We start from the raw sequence: 17837 nt of genomic DNA, 5'->3' as shown, positions 1-17837 counted from the left end.
TCCTTCGTCGGGATGACAAGCAGTCTTTGCGAATGGATTACAAGCATTCGTTATTGAGAAACATAACTGAACGACATTGAATTTAAACCTTACCATTTAACATTCAGAAAAGCAATTCAATGAAGAAAATATTTTTTCTATCGCGGTATTGATTTGTGGAAGCGTGATAGCGCAAACATCGTCACCAACATTAACCGTCGGAGATGCTGCGCCTGCATTTAAAGTGTCGACATGGCTTAAAGGTGACAGCACTAAAGGCGTTGAGCGCGGCAAGATTACTATCGTTGAGTTTTGGGCCACGTGGTGCGGACCTTGTCTCGCGAATATTCCGCATCTGTCAAGAGTAGCATCTGAATACAAGGACAAGAATGTAAACGTATTTGCGATAAGTGTGAAGGAACGAAATACAACGGATGCTGATTCTTTGCGACGTTTTATAAAAGGGCCGAAAGGCCAATCCATGCACTATAATGTTGGCGCAGATGATGCTGAACAGTACATGGCAAAAAACTGGTTGGCACCTGTAGGGCAGGGTGGTATTCCTTTCGCTATGGTTATAGATCAGCAAGGAAAAATCGCATGGATGGGGCATCCCGCAATCATTGATTCACCACTCGCTAAAATTGTATCGGGTCGATGGGATATTTCCACGGCGCTCTCAGATCTAAAGAATTCTAAAAGAGTCGCTAAAATTGACAATGACATGATACCACGATTGAACGATTTGGCAGCAAAAAAAGATTATAACGAAATGTTGAGAGTCGTTGATAGTGCGCTCGCCAAAGAACCCTCTTTGATAAAACAATTTGCCACACCTCATTTCAAATTCCTCGGTTTGCTGCATACCGACCCTGAAGCCTCTGTTACTTTCGCACGAAACCTATGGGCAACGGTGGATTTTCCGGACTGGAAAAGTGTTTCAGATATTGTTTGGTACGAAGTAGATAAAAAAAAAAGTCACTACCTGCATCAGTTTATTTATTGGCAACCGATGCTCTGCAGGCTCAGATCGATCATTATCCCTGGAGCATGAACATTCCGGCTACCTATGATGAAATTGCGAGGTTTTATAGTTTGGCAGAGAAAAAAGAAAAAGCCATTGTGGCGGAGCAATCTGCTATCGACGCTGCAAATAGCAAACCTGGTTATCCTGAAGCTAAAATAAAAGAGTATTCTGAGACACTTAAAAAATATCAGGCTAAATAGACGCATAAGAAGTGTGGAGTTGTGGCACTTTGTTATTTGAAATAAGATGTTTAAGAAAACGACATTGTATGTTTGATTACATACAGCCCGCTGCGTCGCATTAGTGCTGCCAGTTGGGATTCCAGGCATTGGTTACAATAATTCCCTTTGAAGTACCTTTGGCAGAAGCCCATGCAACATCCTTTCTCAATCCGGATACAGAAGTGTATGCTACGCTGGTTCCATCGCCAGACCACGATGTCGCTGTCCATGCTTTTATGTCTGAAGCAATGGCTCTGATTCCGGTACCGTCAGCATTCATAACACCAATCTGTATATCCTTCGGATCTGTACCGCTCGGTTGGCGCATTTCCATCGCGAGTTTCGATCCATCAGGTGACCAGCTTGGACCCAGGTAATTGATTTGATCGAATATGTTTATATCAGAAACATTAACGAGCCCTGTACCATCCGGCTTGATGGTGTAGATATCAAATACAAAGTCAAAGGCTGCCCAGTCGCTCGCAAATGCAATCTTTGTTCCATCCGGCGACCATGCGGGCTGCACATTTCGTCCTTGCCTTTCTAATAGCAACGATGGTGATCCCGTTGTTGCTCCCACCACCCATATGTTTGCGCTGCCATTAGTGTTCGAAGAGTAAGCGATTTTTGCTCCATCCGGCGACCAGGTTGGATGTCCGCTATAACTCTCAGTAAAGGTCCTGCGTGTAACATTTGAGCCATCCGCATTCATAGTGTAAATTTCCGGAACGCCGGTTCTTGCACTCATGAAGGCAATTTTTTTACCATCCGGTGACCAGGCAGGATCGTCATCGTCGCCGGCGCTATTTGTAAGCCTTTTAATGTTGGATCCGTCAGCATCGCAAGAGTAGATCTCGGCATTGCCGTCGCGATCAGAAACGAATACGATCTTGCAGTCTGCGCATGGTGGATACCGTTTGGTCACTGTAATCGTTACGGTATCCTTGTCTGACAATCCACTGGCATCGGTCACTAGCAATTCAAATTCGTAAAAGCCCTCCACAAGATTACTCACGGACGTTTGTGCTGCATTTGCCGTCGCAATGTTTGATGATGATGGTCCCGAAATTTTTGTCCATAAGTAAGCGGCGATATTATTGTCCGGATCAGTCGATCCGCTTCCATCAATTGTAGCAGTAGTTGCAGGTAGTGTAATTATCTGGTCGGCTCCCGCATTGGCAACCGGTGGATGATTTGTTGTGCGTATTGAATCAACAATTACTGTTACCGTATCCTTTGCGGATAAATCCTGGTTGTCGGTTACGGTTAATTCAAACCGGTAAATGCCGGCAACGATATTTCTCACAACTGTTTTTGCTGTGCTTGGATTGATGATACTAAATGCAGAGGGCCCTGAAATCTTTTTCCATAACCATGTATTGATCGTCCCATCCGGATCATTGGAAGGAGAGCCATCTAATGAAATACCGTCGGTTGGTAAAGTGATATTCTGGTCAGGACCTGCAATTGCAATAGGTGGTTTGTTAGCTTCTCTACAGCTCTCACACGATAATTCCTTTTTGCAGGAAAAGCTCAGCATGACAAAAAATAAAGTCGCGAAAATGCAGCAAAGCATTTCTTCAACTTTACTAACCATTAAGGGCTGGACTTCCTTAATTTTCATGAAAAGCTCTTTTATGAATACGACAAAATCGTCTGCCGGTTTCCCGGTAAACAAGAAAATCTCTCACACCAAAATTTAGATGGTATTTTCAGAAGGTAGCAAAAAGAGTGGTGGTAGCGGCAGCGTTTGGTTTAGAATAGAATTGGACGGAAAGTGAATGTAAAGCTACAAAGATTTACAAGACTGTGTTTTGTATAAGCTTGTGCAAATAAATTAATTAAGATGAGCAAAATATTTTTCGGTTACAGGATCAAAAACGGTGTGCGGACTCACTAACAGTTTGAGTAACCGAACTCTCCGGAACGCTTTCTGCGCAGCAGAATCTGGAGTTCAATTGTCTTGTTTTGAGTAATGCTGAAGATATTTATTTGCAAAACTTTACGCAATCTTTTGCATTTGATAAGAATAGGTGTTAACTTAATAGTCATATTAATAGCTCTCTTAAATATTTTTTATGAACACTGTTCGAGATATCCTGCAAAAGAAGGGTAACTCAGTGTACGGGATAGGCCCAGATAGTTCCGTGTATGATGCATTGGAAACATTGGAAGAAAGGAATTTAGGTTCTCTCGTTGTAATAGAAAAAGGAAAGCTGATTGGAGTCTTCACGGAAAGAGACTATGCCCGCAAAGTTATCCTCAAGGGGCGCTCATCTAAAGAAACGCTTGTTAAGCATATTATGACAAGCCGCCCGATTTTTGTAACTCCTGATACAACTATTGAAGAATGCATGCAAATGATGACAGATAAATTTATCCGTCATCTTCCCGTTTTGAATGACAATGAAGAGTTGGTTGGGCTAATCTCCATTGGCGATTTGGTAAAGTACATAATGTCTGACAAGGATTTCATCATAGATTGCTTGGAAAGGTATATCAAAAGCTGAGCATAAGCGGGAATTGCAATTGTACAGACAAGGCATTGCCTTGTCTCTAACGCCGGCGTAACACATGCCGGTAAACGGATTGTTGCTAAATATTAACAATATGCCGGTAAGTAATGATCATGCAGTTTTGTGGCCTTTTCTGCTGTATGCAAGCCTGGTGCTTTTTTTGCTGACGCTTATACTGTCTCTGTCTTATGTACTTGGTCAAAGGCACAAAGAACGAGCTACTGATCTTCCTTATGAAGGCGGCATACAACAAGCGGGCAACGCAAAAATTCGCTTTTCAGCACAGTTTTATTTAGTGGCAATGTTGTTTGTGATATTTGATGTAGAAGCTGTGTTTATTATGTTATGGGCGCTTGGCTTTTATGAACTTGGTTGGGCAGGGTATATAGGTATGTCAATATTCATTGTACAACTAGTGGTGGTATTGATTTATGAATGGGGAATAGGCGCCCTTGATTTTGGGCCGGACGGAAAGAAGATATTGAAAGCATTTAAAGTTTTGAGTAATAAGTTATGAGTTTTGAGTCTAGTCTAGTCTAGTCTAGTCGCCAAATTTACGACTATTGCTATACTACTTTAAACTTACTACTTACAACTCAAAACTCATCACTCATAACTCATAACTTCTTATGAAATGGTGGTTCAGCAAAACAGATAATGATACCGGCAATTTTAACGGTAATGGCAGCATGGAAGAGGCTGTGAGTAAAAGTATAATGCTTACGACCGTGCAGGATTTGCTTGCATGGGGCAGAAAAAATTCCATGTGGCCGTTTCACTTTGGGTTGAGTTGCTGTTTTGTTGAAATGGCTACCAGTATTACCAGTAAATATGATGTTGCTCGTTTTGGTGCAGAAGTAATCAGAGGTACACCACGTGAAGCAGATGTTATGGTTATTGCCGGAACCGTGTTTATTAAAATGGTGCCTATCATCAAAAGATTGCACGAGCAAATGATGGAGCCGCGCTGGGTAATATCTATGGGCAGTTGCGCCAACAGTGGCGGCATGTATGACATCTACAGTGTTGTGCAGGGTGTAGATAAATTTTTACCTGTTGATGTATATGTGCCGGGGTGTCCGCCAAGACCCGATGCTTTTATGCAGGGCCTTGTTTTGTTGGGAGAAGCTGTAAAGAATGAAAGGAGGCCGCTAAGTTGGGTGATCGGCGATCAGGGAGTTGAGAAACCCAAAATGCAATCAATGAAAGATAAACGACGTGAAGAAAGAATGAACATGGTAAACTTCAGGTCAATAGATGAAGTGTGATGAAGAGTAAAAGTAAAAATTAAAAAGTCAAAAGTAAAAATTCAAAAGGCTTGTTTATGAATAAGTAAAATGTCAACGTTTTGAATTTTGAATTTTTACTTTTGAATTTAGTATAACCTATGTCTGATGCCTTTGCCATATTAGACTTACTGCAACAAAATTTTGGTGCGGATACATTTATACAGCAATCTACAGTGGATGATATACCTACGCTGTGGCTTCCCAAAGAAAAAATAATTTCCGTTACAACATATCTTAAAACAAACATTCCTCAACCTTTCAATTTATTATATGACCTGTGCGGTATGGACGAGCGCGACAGGTCAGGTAAAGAGAAATTGCCTGTAAAAGATTTTACTGTTATCTATCATTTATTTTCGTTTGAACGAAATAGTTTCATCCGGCTAAAAGTAGGGCTGCAAGGTGAATATCCATCATTGCCTTCCATAACGGGCGTGTTTAAAAATGCCAACTGGTACGAGCGGGAAGTGTATGATATGTTCGGTATCAAGTTTGAAGGGCACCCGCATTTACAACGCATCCTAATGCCATTAACATGGCAAGGGCATCCGCTACGAAAAGAGCATCCTGCAAGAGCTACAGAGATTGGGCCATATCGCTTAGTAAATGAAACAATAGATCGCGAACAAGATGCGCTGCAATTTAAACCAGAAGAATGGGGCATGCAGCGTGAAAGTGATGATGCAGATTTTATGTTTCTCAACATAGGGCCCCAACACCCAGGCACACATGGTGTGTTACGAATTGTACTTCAACTGGATGGTGAAGATATTGTTGACGCAGTTCCCGAAATTGGTTTTCACCACCGTGGTGCAGAGAAAATGGGTGAACGGCAGAGCTGGCACACATACATACCTTATACAGATCGTATTGATTATCTCGGCGGCGTAATGAACAATCTTGCTTACTTGCTGGCCGTTGAAAAGATGGCAGGCATAACTGTGCCTGATAGAGTAAAAGTTATTCGTGTTATGCTGTGCGAGTTGTTTCGCATATCAAGTCATCTTGTTTGGTTCGGCACATTTGCGCAGGATGTGGGACAGCTATCGCCAGTGTTTTATATGTTTACAGATCGTGAAAAAGTATTCGATATCATTGAAGCAGTTTGTGGTGGGCGCATGCATCCAAACTGGTTCCGCATTGGCGGAGTAGCACAGGATCTGCCCAAAGGATGGGATGCTCTGGTGCGGGATTTTGTTGAATATTTTCCAAAGAAAATTAAGGAATATACCAATATGGTTATTCGCAACAGCCTGTTTAAGGGAAGGACGAAAGGCATCGGAATTTATACATTGGAAGAAGCGATAGAATGGGGCGTAACAGGGCCGGGTTTGCGTGCCTGTGGCTACGAATGGGATTTTAGAAAAAAGCAGCCATACTCTGGCTACGAAATGTTTGATTTTGATATTCCCACCGCGCAACATGGCGACTGTTTTGATCGTGCCGTAGTACGCGTAGAAGAGTTATGGCAAAGTCTGCGCATAGTAAAACAATGCCTGGAAAATATGCCGGAAGGCAGCTACAAGGCAGACCATCACCTCACAACACCGCCCTTAAAGAAATATACCATGCAGGATATAGAAACGCTCATCACGCATTTTCTAAATGTAAGCTGGGGACCCGTAATACCTGCCGGTGAAGCCATGAGTTGCATAGAAGCAACAAAGGGCGCCAATAGTTACTACCTGGTAAGTGATGGCAATACATCATCATACAGAACACGCATAAGAACTCCGTCATTTCCGCACATGCAAATGCTGCCCTTTGTAAGCAAAGGCTACACTGTTGCCGACTTGTTGTCAATTTTGGGAAGTGTGGATTTTGTGCTGGCAGATATTGATAGGTAATTGAAAATTGAAAATTGAAAATTGAAAATGAATAGATGCACGAATCAAATCTTATACTCGAACAGAAACATAATGATCATGCACATATGGAAAAAAAGGAATTGCTAACGGAAATAGAAATGCGTGCGATTGATCATGAAATAAGCATGGTGCCTTATAAAAAAGCAGCGGTTATAGAGGCATTAAAAATAGTGCAGAAACAACGACGTTGGATAAGTGATGAAAGTATTGATGCTATTGCAAACTATTTGGAAATGAGTGCAGCAGAAGTGGATAGTGTAGCTACTTTTTATAACCTTATTTTTCGCAAGCCGGTTGGCAAACATGTGATATTGTTGTGCGACAGCATATCGTGTTATGTGATGGGGTACGGCAAAATATACGAGGCATTGCAAAAGCAACTAAACATTCAGTTCGGGCAAACAACGAAAGACAACTTATTCACGCTGCTGCCTAATGTATGTCTTGGTTGCTGCGATCATGCACCGGCAATGATGATAGATGAAGATTTGTATGAGGATGTAAAGGAAGAGCAACTTGATAGAATTTTAGAATTGTATAAATAAATGCTGATAGCCTGTAGAGACAAGGCATTGCCTTGTCTCTACAGGTTGCTGATATTTTAAATTTGCTTTTTAAAATGGAACAGCCGCTAACAAAAAATATCATAACAGGAAACACACTCAGTTTAAAAGACTATGAGCAGGCAGGCGGTTATGCGGCCCTACGAAAAGTATTGAAGGATAATTCGCCGCAACAAGTACAGCAAATAGTAAAAGACAGTGGTCTGAAAGGACGTGGTGGCGCTGGTTTTAGCACAGGTATAAAATGGAGTTTTGTACCAATGGATGAAAATGCAAGACATCCGAAATATCTTATTTGTAACGCAGATGAAATGGAGCCCGGCACATTTAAGGATCGCTTGCTGCTGGAAGGAAACCCGCACCAGTTACTTGAAGGAATGATTCTGGCCGCCTATGCAATAAAAGCAGACATCTCTTATGTGTTTCTCAGGTGGGCCTATCGAAAGGCTGCAGAAATTATGGAGAAAAGTATTAGTGACGCATATGCAGCAGGTTACGTTGGTAAAAATGTTTTAGGCAGTGGCTGGAATTTGGAAATGTATTTACATACCGGCGTAGGACGGTATATATGCGGCGAAGAAACAGCGCTGCTAAATGCGCTGGAAGGCAAGCGAGCAACGCCCCGGGCCAAACCTCCCTTTCCACAGGTAAGCGGTTTGTATGGCAAGCCAACAATTGTAAATAATGTAGAAACGCTTAGTTGTCTGCCTCATATCATTAACAATGGAGCAGATTGGTTTAGAAGTTTAAGTGTCAGCGAAGACAGCGGTACCAAGCTCTACGGAGTAAGTGGAAAAGTAAAACGACCCGGTGTTTGGGAACTTCCTTTAGGTACAACCATGCGTGAAATAATTGAAGAATATGCCGGAGGTATGACAAATGGTTATAGCTTAAAAGGTGTATTACCGGGCGGAGCATCAACAGATTTTTTAACAGAACAGCATCTTGATATAAAGATGGACTATACTTCTGTTGCGGCAGCGGGTAGCCGCTTAGGTACAGGCACAATCGTCGTAATGGATGATAAAACATGTCCGGTAGGATTTGTACATAATCTGCAGCATTTTTTTGCACAGGAAAGTTGCGGTTGGTGCACGCCCTGCCGGGAAGGATTACCCTGGGTTGAAAGAATTCTGTCCGGGCTTGAAAAAGGAAATGGATCGCCAGAGGACATGGAGTTGTTGCAAATGCATACACAATACCTCGGCCCAGGCAATACATACTGTGCATTGGCGCCCGGCGCAATGGAGCCATTGCAAAGTGCATTAAAATATTTTAGAGAGGATTTTGTTCGACATATTGAGGAGTATAAGTGTCCTTATGAAGGTTGAAGGCTGTGATGCCAATTAATAATTAATAATTAAGAATTAATAGGGTTACAGTTATTAGAAAAAGCGGTTACCATTTTTGCAGAATCTAAAACCAAAGGCTCTCGAAACATCGAAAAGAGAGGCGGTCAAAGTTTTAGAGCGATGCTATATTAATTGTCGGCCATGACCATCCACATCGATAACAAAACATACACTGTAAAAGCCGGTAAGAATTTACTGGAGGCTTGTCTTGCACAAGGTTTGGATCTGCCTTACTTCTGCTGGCATCCAGCAATGGGTAGCGTAGGCGCATGCAGACAATGTGCGGTTAAAGTATACAAAGATGAAACTGACACAAAAGGCAGGCTGGTCATGAGTTGTATGGAAAAGGTAACAGATGGCTTATATCTTTCCATAGACGATAAAATTGCTAAAGCATTTCGCGAGCAGGTGATTGAGTGGTTAATGACCAATCACCCGCATGATTGCCCGGTGTGTGATGAAGGCGGGGCCTGTCATTTGCAGGACATGACAGTAATGACTGGCCATGATTACCGCAGATATAAGTATAAAAAAAGAACATACACTAATCAATATCTCGGCCCGTTGATCAATCATGAAATGAATCGCTGCATACAATGTTACCGTTGCGTTCGCTATTATCGCGACTACGCTGGTGGTGGTGACCTGAACGTATTTGCGGCGCATAATCATATATATTTTGGAAGAGAAAAAGACGGAGTGTTGCAAAGTCCATTCAGTGGAAATCTTTCGGAGGTTTGTCCCACAGGCGTGTTTACTGATAAAACCTTAAAAGAACATTATACCCGCAAATGGGATCTGACAATGGCTCCCTCTGTTTGCCATCATTGTAGCGTAGGCTGTAATACAATTGCAGCGGAACGCTACGGAGAATTACGCTGTGTGCTTAACAGGTACAATGGCGATGTAAATGGTTATTTCCTTTGTGATCGCGGTCGCTTTGGGTATGAATTTGTAAATAGTGAAAACCGTATAAAACAAGCTCTCATTAGAAACCGTACGAATGAAGCTGCAAAAGAAGACGAAGTAATGGCGCATTTACAGCAGTTTATTTCTACTGGTAAACTGATAGGAGTAGGTTCGCCAAGAGCGTCCATGGAAAGCAATTTTGCGTTGATGCAATTGGTAGGTAAAGAAAATTTTTACCAGGGTGTCAGCGAAGATGAGGCATATGTAAACAGGCTTGTTGTAGAAATGCTCAGTTCGGGATGCGTGCACAGCGCATCGTTGAAAGACATTGAACAGGCTGATGCCGTTGTAGTAATCGGAGAAGATATATGGAACACTGCGCCAATGCTGGCGTTGGCTGTTCGCCAGGCTGTTGTTAAAACTGCTGCAGCCGAGGCTTCAAAATCGGTTCAAGCGCCTGTGTGGCTCGACTCTGCTATTAAAGAGTTTGCACAGGATGAAAAAGGTTTTCTGGCAACGCTTACTATTACAACATCGCCATTAGATGATTTAGCAACGCATTCATGGCATGCCGCACCTGATGAACTGGCCAGACTTGCTTTTGCAATAGCTGCTTATTTACAGCCAGGGAAAATAGATAATACAGACATTAACGAAGAGTTATTAAGCCGGGCAAAAACAATAGCGGATGTTTTGAAGAAAGCAAAGAATCCGGTTGTTGTTACGGGCACATCCTGCTACAATGATAATGTTATCAAATCCGCTTTTGATATAGCCGTTGCATTAAATACCAGCGAAAGGAAAACTGCTTTTAGTTGTGTGATGAGGGATTGTAACAGCATGGGTCTTGCAATGATGGAAGCTCCTTCATTTAATGTAGCCAATGAGGCTGTTAAAAAGAACGGACATGCTGCAGCCGTTATTTTGGAAAATGATCTTTACAGAAATGTGACGTTTGGTGTCGCCAATGATTTTTTTAATGCCTGCGATCACATCGTTGTGTTGGATTCGTTGCATAATACAACAACACAGAAGGCACATGTGCTGTTGCCCGCAGCTACTTTCGCTGATGGCGATGGCACATTGGTAAATAATGAAGGTCGTGCGCAACGCTTCTTCCAGGTTATTCCCAATGCAGGTTCGCAGGTGCAGGAAAGTTGGAGATGGCTGAGAAAAATGCAATCGTTGAAGTCGCATGCTGTCAATAACCATGCAGCCTTTCCCGATGAATTGTTACATGAGCTGGAAACTGCATTGCCTCAATTTAAAGGCGTTACGGAGGTCTCTCCTCAACATGATTTTACGATACACGGCGAAAGAATACCAAGAGAACCGCATCGGTATAGCGGACGGACAGCGATGCTGGCGAATAAAAATGTGAGTGAACCGAAACCATTTTCTGATGAGGACTCGCCATTGTCGTTTACGATGGAAGGGTACAGAGGCGTGCCTCCGCCAATGATGACTCCTTTCTTTTGGTCGCCGGGATGGAACTCAGTTCAATCTGTTAACAAATACCAGGATGAGCCTGGCGGAGCGCTTCGTGGCGATGATTCCGGAGTGCAGTTATTTAAAGATAAGCAAGCAGATAACGGTCTTTTTTTTAACGATGTTCCCGGATCGTTTGTTATAGCAAAAGACAGATGGTTGTTGCTGCCAAAGTATGATACATTAGGTTCTGGAGAGTTAAGTAGCTATAGTCTGGCACTTCAAGCTCTTTCGCCTGATCCGTTTATATGTGTGTCACCGGGAGGTTTACATGTGTTGGGAGTGCAGGAAGGCGATCCGTTACAGATAACAGACGCCGGAATTGTGTATGATGTTCTTCCGGTTAAAGTTGATAAAGATTTGTGCGATGGCGTAGTGCTGATTTCTGCGGGCTTGCGTGGATCAATTGGAATGAACTGGGGGTCGAGAGTCAAATTAGAAATTAGAAATTAGAAAGTAAAAAGTCGTAGATACCTAATCATTGTACACGATGGTCTTCTCTTGTTTTGAATTTTGAATTTTGGTTTTTTGAATTTTAAATTAACACCAAGATGACAGTCATGCAACATGTTTGGATCGTATTAGGAGTGCTATTCGTGCTGTTGAATATTGCCGCTGGCCTTATTTGGGTTGAGCGCAGAATGTTGGCTATGTGGCAGGACAGACTTGGTCCTAACAGGGCTGGGCCGTTAGGAATATTGATCGTTTTAGCAGATACATTGAAGTTGTTTTTTAAAGAAGACTGGGTTCCACCTTTTGCCGATAAGTGGGTGTTTATATTCGCTCCTGCTGTGGTAGTCGGCAGTGTATTAATGAGTTTTGTGATCATACCCTTTACACCACAAATAATAGTAGCGGACCTGAATGTTGGTATTTTGTTTTTCCTGGCCATGTCATCGTTGGGCGTGTATAGCATTGTGTTGGGTGGATGGGCATCCAATAATAAATACTCATTGCTGGGCGCCATGCGTGGCGCATCGCAAATGATAGCTTACGAAGTGTTCATGGGCCTGAGCCTGATGGGTGTGGTTATGTTGACAGGCTCTTTTAAACTAGGTGATATTGTTAATGCACAAAAGGACATGTGGTTTGTTATCAAGCAACCCGTGGCACTGATTATATTTTTTATTGCAGGAATAGCAGAAACACACAGGTTGCCATTTGATATTCCGGAAGCAGAAAGTGAACTGGTAGCCGGTTATCACTCAGAATATTCAGGAATGAAATTCGGGATGTTTTTTATTGGTGAATATTTAGGTATAACACTTATATCTGCAGTGACCGTTACCATGTTTTTCGGTGGATGGTTGGGTTGGTCATTCCTGCCTCCGTGGGCATGGTTCTTTTTAAAAACATTTGCCTTTATTCTGTTCTTTATATTATTACGCGCATCGTTGCCACGACCAAGATATGATCAACTAATGGAGACCGGCTGGAAGATATTGCTGCCTTTGGCACTGCTGAATTTGATGATTACCGGCGCTGTAGCGCTATTGATAAGAGGCTGATTAAAGTTTCACGCAAAGGCGCGAAGGAGATTTGTTTTTTCGCAAAGAGTCCGACTTATTTCACGCAACGAGCGTGGCGAAAAAGCGACGCAAAGGGTTGCAGAAATTTGTGGACGCTGACAAGGAGGAAGCTTTGTTATAAGGAAAGTTCAAATAAGAAAAACTCAAATCAACAATTCTTTGCGTCGCCGCTCCGTTGCCTTCGTTGCGTGAAACCTTTGCTTTCTTTGCTCTTTTTCTTTGCGCTTTTGCGTGAAAAATAAAACTTGATCTATGTTTAGTCATATACGAACCATATGGTTGACATTTCTTCATCTTTTCAAAAGACATGTGACCATTCAATACCCGGAAGAGAAAGTAAAATTGCATCCACGCTGGCGCGGAAGAATCGTGCTGACAAAAGATCCTGATGGTGGCGAACGCTGTGTGGGTTGTTACTTATGCGCTGTTGCGTGCCCCGTTGATTGCATTGCTTTGCAGGCAACAGAAGATGAAAATGGCAGGCGATACCCGGAATTTTTTCGCATCAATTTTTCACGCTGTATTTTTTGCGGGTATTGCGAAGATGCATGTCCAACGTATGCTATCCAGTTAATACCGGATTTTGAAATGGCAGAATACAATCGCCAGAATCTTGTATTTGAAAAAGAAGATCTGCTGATAAACAGCCAGGGGAAATATCCCGGTTATAATTTTTATAAAGTCGCAGGAATGAATGCAGGCGTAAAACAAAAAGGAGAAGGTGAAAACGAAGATGCGCCGGTTGACATTCACAGCTTAATGCCATAAGAAATGAACTATCTCTTTTACATTTCATCCATTGTTGCAATAGCGGCTACCGTTATGGTAATAACCCGCCATCAGCCCGTGCATGCATTGCTGTATCTCGTTGTATCTTTTTTAGGCGTTGCAATGATATTCTTGTCTCTGGGAGCACCATTTGTAGCCACGCTGGAAATTATTTTGTATGCAGGAGCGATTATCGTACTCTTCATTTTTGTAGTGATGATGCTCAATTTAGGACGGGAATCCGCCATACAGGAAAAGCAATGGATGCAACCCAAAACATGGATTGGCCCTTCGATATTAACAGTCATTTTACTAGCAGAGTTGCTGTTACTAATAGTTATGGGAGGATCTACAACAATTCCTCAACAAACCGTTGATCTGAAAAAAATCCCGCTTTCATTGTACGGTGAGTACATAATAGCGGTGGAGCTGACCGGCTTTCTTTTAATGGCAGGCATTGTAGGCGCTGCACATATAGGCAGGCATAAGAAAAAATATTTACACAGGTTTTTGAAGCAGGAGGAAGATGCAGTGCATTTTTCATCTAAAACATAAACAATGCAATCATATTCAGTACTTGTTGTAGCCGCTATACTTTTTGTACTTGGATTGTTAGGCGTACTTACGCGGCGAAACATAATTTTCATATTGATCTCTGTTGAGATAATGCTGAATGCTGCGGGAGTTGCATTTGTTGCAGCCGGTGCCCGGTGGGGACAACCCGACGGGCAGGTGATGTTCCTGTTTATTTTGGCAATGGCAGCGTCCGAAGTATCAGTGGGGCTGGCATTGGTCATGCAGGTATATCACCAGCATAAAACACTTGATGTTAGTAAACTGAATAATCTTAAAGATGATATAGAGACGTAGAGACAAGGCATTGCCTTGTCTTTTCGCTACCAGACAAGGCAATGCCTTGTCTCTACAGATATTCAAAAACGATTGTCATGCAAGAAGTTTTATTTCTTATCCCGGCGTTACCATTGATGGGATTTTTGATATTATCCCTTGCAGGAAGACATTTGTCCAAACAGGTGATCGCTGTTGTAGGCGCAGGTGTTGTCTGCATTGCAGCAATTGTAACCATATGGCTTGGGATTAATTTCTTACAAGCCCCACCAGAAAATGGTGCCTATACGGAAACCTTATGGCGCTGGATGAGCGTAGCGAATTTCAATTGCTCCTTTAGTTTTCGGATAGATGCATTATCACTTGTGTTTCTCTTTGTGATAACATTTGTCGGTGCACTTATACATATTTACAGTGCAGGTTTTATGAAGCACGATCGTGACTATGCGAGGTTTTTTGCATCTATGAATCTTTTTGTTTGCGCCATGCTAATACTGGTAATGGCAGATAATTTGGTATTGCTGTACCTCGGTTGGGAAGGAGTGGGTCTATGTAGCTATTTACTCATTGGGTTTTGGTACGAAACCACTGCTAACGTTCATGCGGCCAACAAAGCATTTTACATTACGCGTATTGGTGATACTGCCATGGCAATAGGTCTTTTTCTGCTGTTCCGTGAATTGGGAACACTTGATATTCCTGCCATTCAAAAAGCAGCACCAGAACATTTTATCAAAAGTTCACCTCTTATAACTTCCATAGCATTGCTGTTGCTGGCTGGCGGAATGGGCAAGTCGGCACAAGTACCTTTACAAACCTGGCTGCCGGATGCAATGGCTGGTCCGTCACCGGTAAGTGCGTTGATACATGCTGCAACAATGGTAACAGCAGGTGTTTACCTTGTAGCAAGAATGCATGCAGTGTTTCAGCTATCACCATTTGTGATGAATATTACGGCGGTTGTTGGTGCCGTCACATTGTTAATAGCAGGGTGCAGCGCAATGGTGCAGACAGATATAAAACGCATTCTTGCTTATTCAACGATCAGCCAGGTAGGTTATATGTTTTTAGCACTCGGTGTTGGCGCATGGAGTGCCGGCATATTTCATTTTTTTACGCACGCATTTTTTAAAGCCTTATTATTTCTTGCAGCAGGAGCTGTCATAGAATCATTGCATCACGAACATGGTATTTTTAAAATGGGTGGCTTGAAAAATAAACTGCCCATTGTGTTTTATACATTTCTTGCCGGTGCGGCAGCATTGGCAGCGTTGCCATTTGTAAGTGCAGGTTTCTTTAGCAAGGACCAGATTTTATGGTATGCATGGAGCGCTAACGGAGGTAATCCCTTGCTTTGGTTAGTAGCTCTTGCGGGCGCATTTATTACCGCTTTTTATACAACACGTTTAATGCTGGTGGTTTTTTGGGGCGAAATAAAAACAGATATTAGTGAACCTCCCGGCAGGCTGATGACATGGCCCTTAATTATTTTGGCACTGTTAAGTATTGTCGCCGGTTTTATTGAATGGCCACATAACCTGATGCACGTTACATTGTTTTCAGACGTAGTGCAAAAGGCTTTGCCGCCTTTAACAGAAAAAGATATCGTTCCTTCCGAATACATTTTTCAATTAATTGCGGTGGCGGCAACATTAACAGGAATATATACAGGCTATCTCTTGTACAAAAAAAATACTGCCATAGTAGCCAAATGGAAGGAGGTGCCGGCATTGGTTGGGCTGCGTAATTTCTTTTTTAGCGGCTGGCGGTTCGATCAATTGTATCACACATTATTCGTTCGTCCTTTCATGTTTGTAACAAGTTTGAACAAACAGGATGTAATTGACAAAATATATACAGGTATTGTATCTATATTTCAATGGCTCAACGGAATATTTTCCGTAAGCCAGGATGGTTCTGTGCGAACGTATGTAATAAGTGTATTGATAGGTATCATTTTTATTTTAGCCTTACAATTTTTTTTATGATACTAGTGTGGCTGATAGTTGTTTTATTGAGTGGCGGCATGCTATGCTGGCTCATTGCAAGATGGAATCCGATGGCTGCAAAATGGATTGCGTTATTTGCAGTGCTGGCAGACCTTGCTATCCTCATGAATATATGGTTGCAGTATGGCAGAGGAACACATACAAGTACAGATACATGGATGATCCAGTATCAAACTGCATGGATACCATCTTTCGGTATCAGCTTTCACGTAGCAATAGATGGCTTAAGTATGATCTTGCTACTGCTTACATTTTTCCTGGGAACGCTTGCTGTATTATGTTCATGGAAAGAAATTCATAACCGCACAGGATTCTATTATTTCAACCTGTTGTGGACGCTTGCCGGTATTAGCGGTGTGTTTGTCGCGCTGGATCTTTTTCTTTTTTACTTTTTCTGGGAAGTAATGCTTGTGCCCATGTATCTGCTTATACTTATCTGGGGCGATAAGAACAGGAGATATGCTGCGTATAAATTTTTCATTTTTACACAAGCGGGTGGCTTGCTCATGCTGCTTTCCATATTGTCATTGTATTTTACACACGGTGCGAAAAACGGCACCTATTCATACGATTACTTCAGTCTCTTAAACACGCAACTTGAACCTGCCACAGCAAAGTGGATAATGATAGGTTTTATGATCGCTTTTGTTATAAAGCTGCCGATGGTGCCATTTCACAGTTGGTTGCCTGATGCGCATAGCGAAGCGCCTACAGCCGGTAGTCTTATACTAGCAGGGCTGCTTCTTAAAACTGGCGCTTATGGCATCATACGTTTTGTTCTTCCACTGTTTCATCAGGCTGCTGTTGATATTGCATGGTGGGCAATGTTGTTTGGTGTCATCGGAATTATTTATGGAGCCATGATGGCTTTTGCGCAAACAGATATTAAACGGCTCATCGCTTATACATCTGTAAGTCATATGGGTTTTGTGCTCACCGGTATTTTTGCGTTCCGCGAAATAGCTATGCAGGGTGTTGTAATGCAAATAGTCACACACGGCATAAGTACTGGTGCATTATTCGTTCTTGCCGGCATGATCAAGGAGCGACTGCATACAAGGGATATAGAAAAAATGGGTGGGTTATGGACGTCCATGCCTGCCATGGGTGGAGTTGCCATGTTATTTACCATGGCTTCACTTGGCCTGCCGGTATTGGGAAATTTTATCGCGGAGTTTTTAATCCTGTTGGGTACGTTCCAGGCAAACGTATTGCTAACCGTTTTGGCTTCCACTGGTTTGGTTTTTTCAGCGTTGTATTCTTTACGCATGATGCAAAAAGTTTTTTTGGGTCCTACGACAAGTGGAGATAAGTTAACTGATATAACTGCAAGAGAGTTGATCATTCTTGCGACGTTAAGCATTGCAATCGTATTGCTGGGGCTTTATCCGCAAACAGTAATGGATCTTTTAAGTTATAGGCTGCATTAAAAGTTGTTTGTGTTTTTTTGGGCCCGGCAGTAGAATAAGA

Annotated in this window: 16 protein-coding genes; 15 read left to right on the top strand and 1 reads right to left on the bottom strand. The window is 42.3% G+C overall.

What is annotated here, in order from left to right; translation table 11 throughout:
- Positions 1-163: 163 nt before the first annotated feature.
- Positions 164-1033: a TlpA family protein disulfide reductase gene (locus QJ048_RS14435; protein WP_282335085.1), complete on the top strand. Its 870-nt coding sequence runs from the start codon at positions 164-166 to the stop codon at positions 1031-1033.
- Positions 1030-1206 (top strand): hypothetical protein, encoded by a 177-nt coding sequence (locus QJ048_RS14430; RefSeq protein WP_282335084.1) that lies wholly within the window; start codon positions 1030-1032, stop codon positions 1204-1206. Before QJ048_RS14435 ends, QJ048_RS14430 begins: the two co-directional genes overlap by 4 nt.
- 100 nt (positions 1207-1306) lie before the next feature.
- Here QJ048_RS14430 and QJ048_RS14425 read toward each other — a convergent pair whose 3' ends face one another.
- Positions 1307-2851 carry a TolB family protein gene (locus QJ048_RS14425; RefSeq protein ID WP_282335083.1) on the bottom strand — a complete coding sequence of 515 codons (1545 nt, stop codon included), beginning with the start codon at positions 2849-2851 and terminating at the stop codon, positions 1307-1309.
- A 454-nt stretch (positions 2852-3305) separates the two neighbouring features.
- Between QJ048_RS14425 and QJ048_RS14420 the strand changes: the two genes are divergently transcribed.
- The 13 genes from QJ048_RS14420 to QJ048_RS14360 all read left to right on the top strand — a co-directional run bounded on the left by QJ048_RS14420 (position 3306) and on the right by QJ048_RS14360 (position 17797).
- Positions 3306-3737, top strand: coding sequence for a CBS domain-containing protein (locus QJ048_RS14420; protein WP_282335082.1), 432 nt, complete (start codon positions 3306-3308; stop codon positions 3735-3737).
- A 64-nt stretch (positions 3738-3801) separates the two neighbouring features.
- Entirely contained in the window at positions 3802-4260 is a 459-nt protein-coding gene (locus tag QJ048_RS14415; protein WP_282335081.1) for an NADH-quinone oxidoreductase subunit A, read from the top strand.
- A gap of 112 nt (positions 4261-4372) precedes the next feature.
- Positions 4373-5011, top strand: coding sequence for an NADH-quinone oxidoreductase subunit NuoB (gene nuoB, locus QJ048_RS14410; protein WP_282335080.1), 639 nt, complete (start codon positions 4373-4375; stop codon positions 5009-5011).
- A gap of 119 nt (positions 5012-5130) precedes the next feature.
- Positions 5131-6879 carry an NADH-quinone oxidoreductase subunit C/D gene (gene nuoC, locus QJ048_RS14405; protein ID WP_282335079.1) on the top strand — a complete coding sequence of 583 codons (1749 nt, stop codon included), beginning with the start codon at positions 5131-5133 and terminating at the stop codon, positions 6877-6879.
- Between the two features lie 86 nt (positions 6880-6965).
- On the top strand, positions 6966-7445 hold the full coding sequence (gene nuoE, locus QJ048_RS14400) for an NADH-quinone oxidoreductase subunit NuoE (RefSeq protein WP_282335078.1): 480 nt from the start codon (positions 6966-6968) through the stop codon (positions 7443-7445).
- A gap of 74 nt (positions 7446-7519) precedes the next feature.
- Positions 7520-8794 (top strand): NADH-quinone oxidoreductase subunit NuoF, encoded by a 1275-nt coding sequence (gene nuoF, locus QJ048_RS14395; RefSeq protein WP_282335077.1) that lies wholly within the window; start codon positions 7520-7522, stop codon positions 8792-8794.
- A gap of 162 nt (positions 8795-8956) precedes the next feature.
- Entirely contained in the window at positions 8957-11665 is a 2709-nt protein-coding gene (nuoG, locus tag QJ048_RS14390) for an NADH-quinone oxidoreductase subunit NuoG (RefSeq protein WP_282335076.1), read from the top strand.
- A 98-nt stretch (positions 11666-11763) separates the two neighbouring features.
- Positions 11764-12720 (top strand): NADH-quinone oxidoreductase subunit NuoH, encoded by a 957-nt coding sequence (gene nuoH / locus QJ048_RS14385; protein WP_282335075.1) that lies wholly within the window; start codon positions 11764-11766, stop codon positions 12718-12720.
- 273 nt (positions 12721-12993) lie between these two features.
- Positions 12994-13509 (top strand): NADH-quinone oxidoreductase subunit NuoI, encoded by a 516-nt coding sequence (gene nuoI, locus QJ048_RS14380; RefSeq protein WP_282335074.1) that lies wholly within the window; start codon positions 12994-12996, stop codon positions 13507-13509.
- A 3-nt stretch (positions 13510-13512) separates the two neighbouring features.
- Entirely contained in the window at positions 13513-14064 is a 552-nt protein-coding gene (nuoJ, locus tag QJ048_RS14375; protein ID WP_282335073.1) for an NADH-quinone oxidoreductase subunit J, read from the top strand.
- Positions 14065-14067: 3 nt separating this feature from the next.
- Complete coding sequence (nuoK, locus tag QJ048_RS14370; protein WP_282335072.1) at positions 14068-14379, top strand: NADH-quinone oxidoreductase subunit NuoK; 312 nt, start codon at positions 14068-14070, stop codon at positions 14377-14379.
- 77 nt (positions 14380-14456) lie between these two features.
- Positions 14457-16346 carry an NADH-quinone oxidoreductase subunit L gene (gene nuoL / locus QJ048_RS14365; protein WP_282335071.1) on the top strand — a complete coding sequence of 630 codons (1890 nt, stop codon included), beginning with the start codon at positions 14457-14459 and terminating at the stop codon, positions 16344-16346.
- Positions 16343-17797, top strand: a complete 1455-nt coding sequence (locus QJ048_RS14360; RefSeq protein ID WP_282335070.1) for a complex I subunit 4 family protein — start codon at positions 16343-16345, stop codon at positions 17795-17797. The genes nuoL and QJ048_RS14360 overlap by 4 nt, the downstream gene beginning before the upstream one ends.
- The last annotated feature ends 40 nt before the right edge of the window (positions 17798-17837 follow it).

The sequence above is a fragment of the Pinibacter soli genome (assembly GCF_029961145.1).
GTDB lineage: Bacteria > Bacteroidota > Bacteroidia > Chitinophagales > Chitinophagaceae > Pinibacter > Pinibacter soli.
Note: the sequence above shows the minus strand (reverse complement) of the source record. Positions and strands in the feature narration are given on the sequence as shown.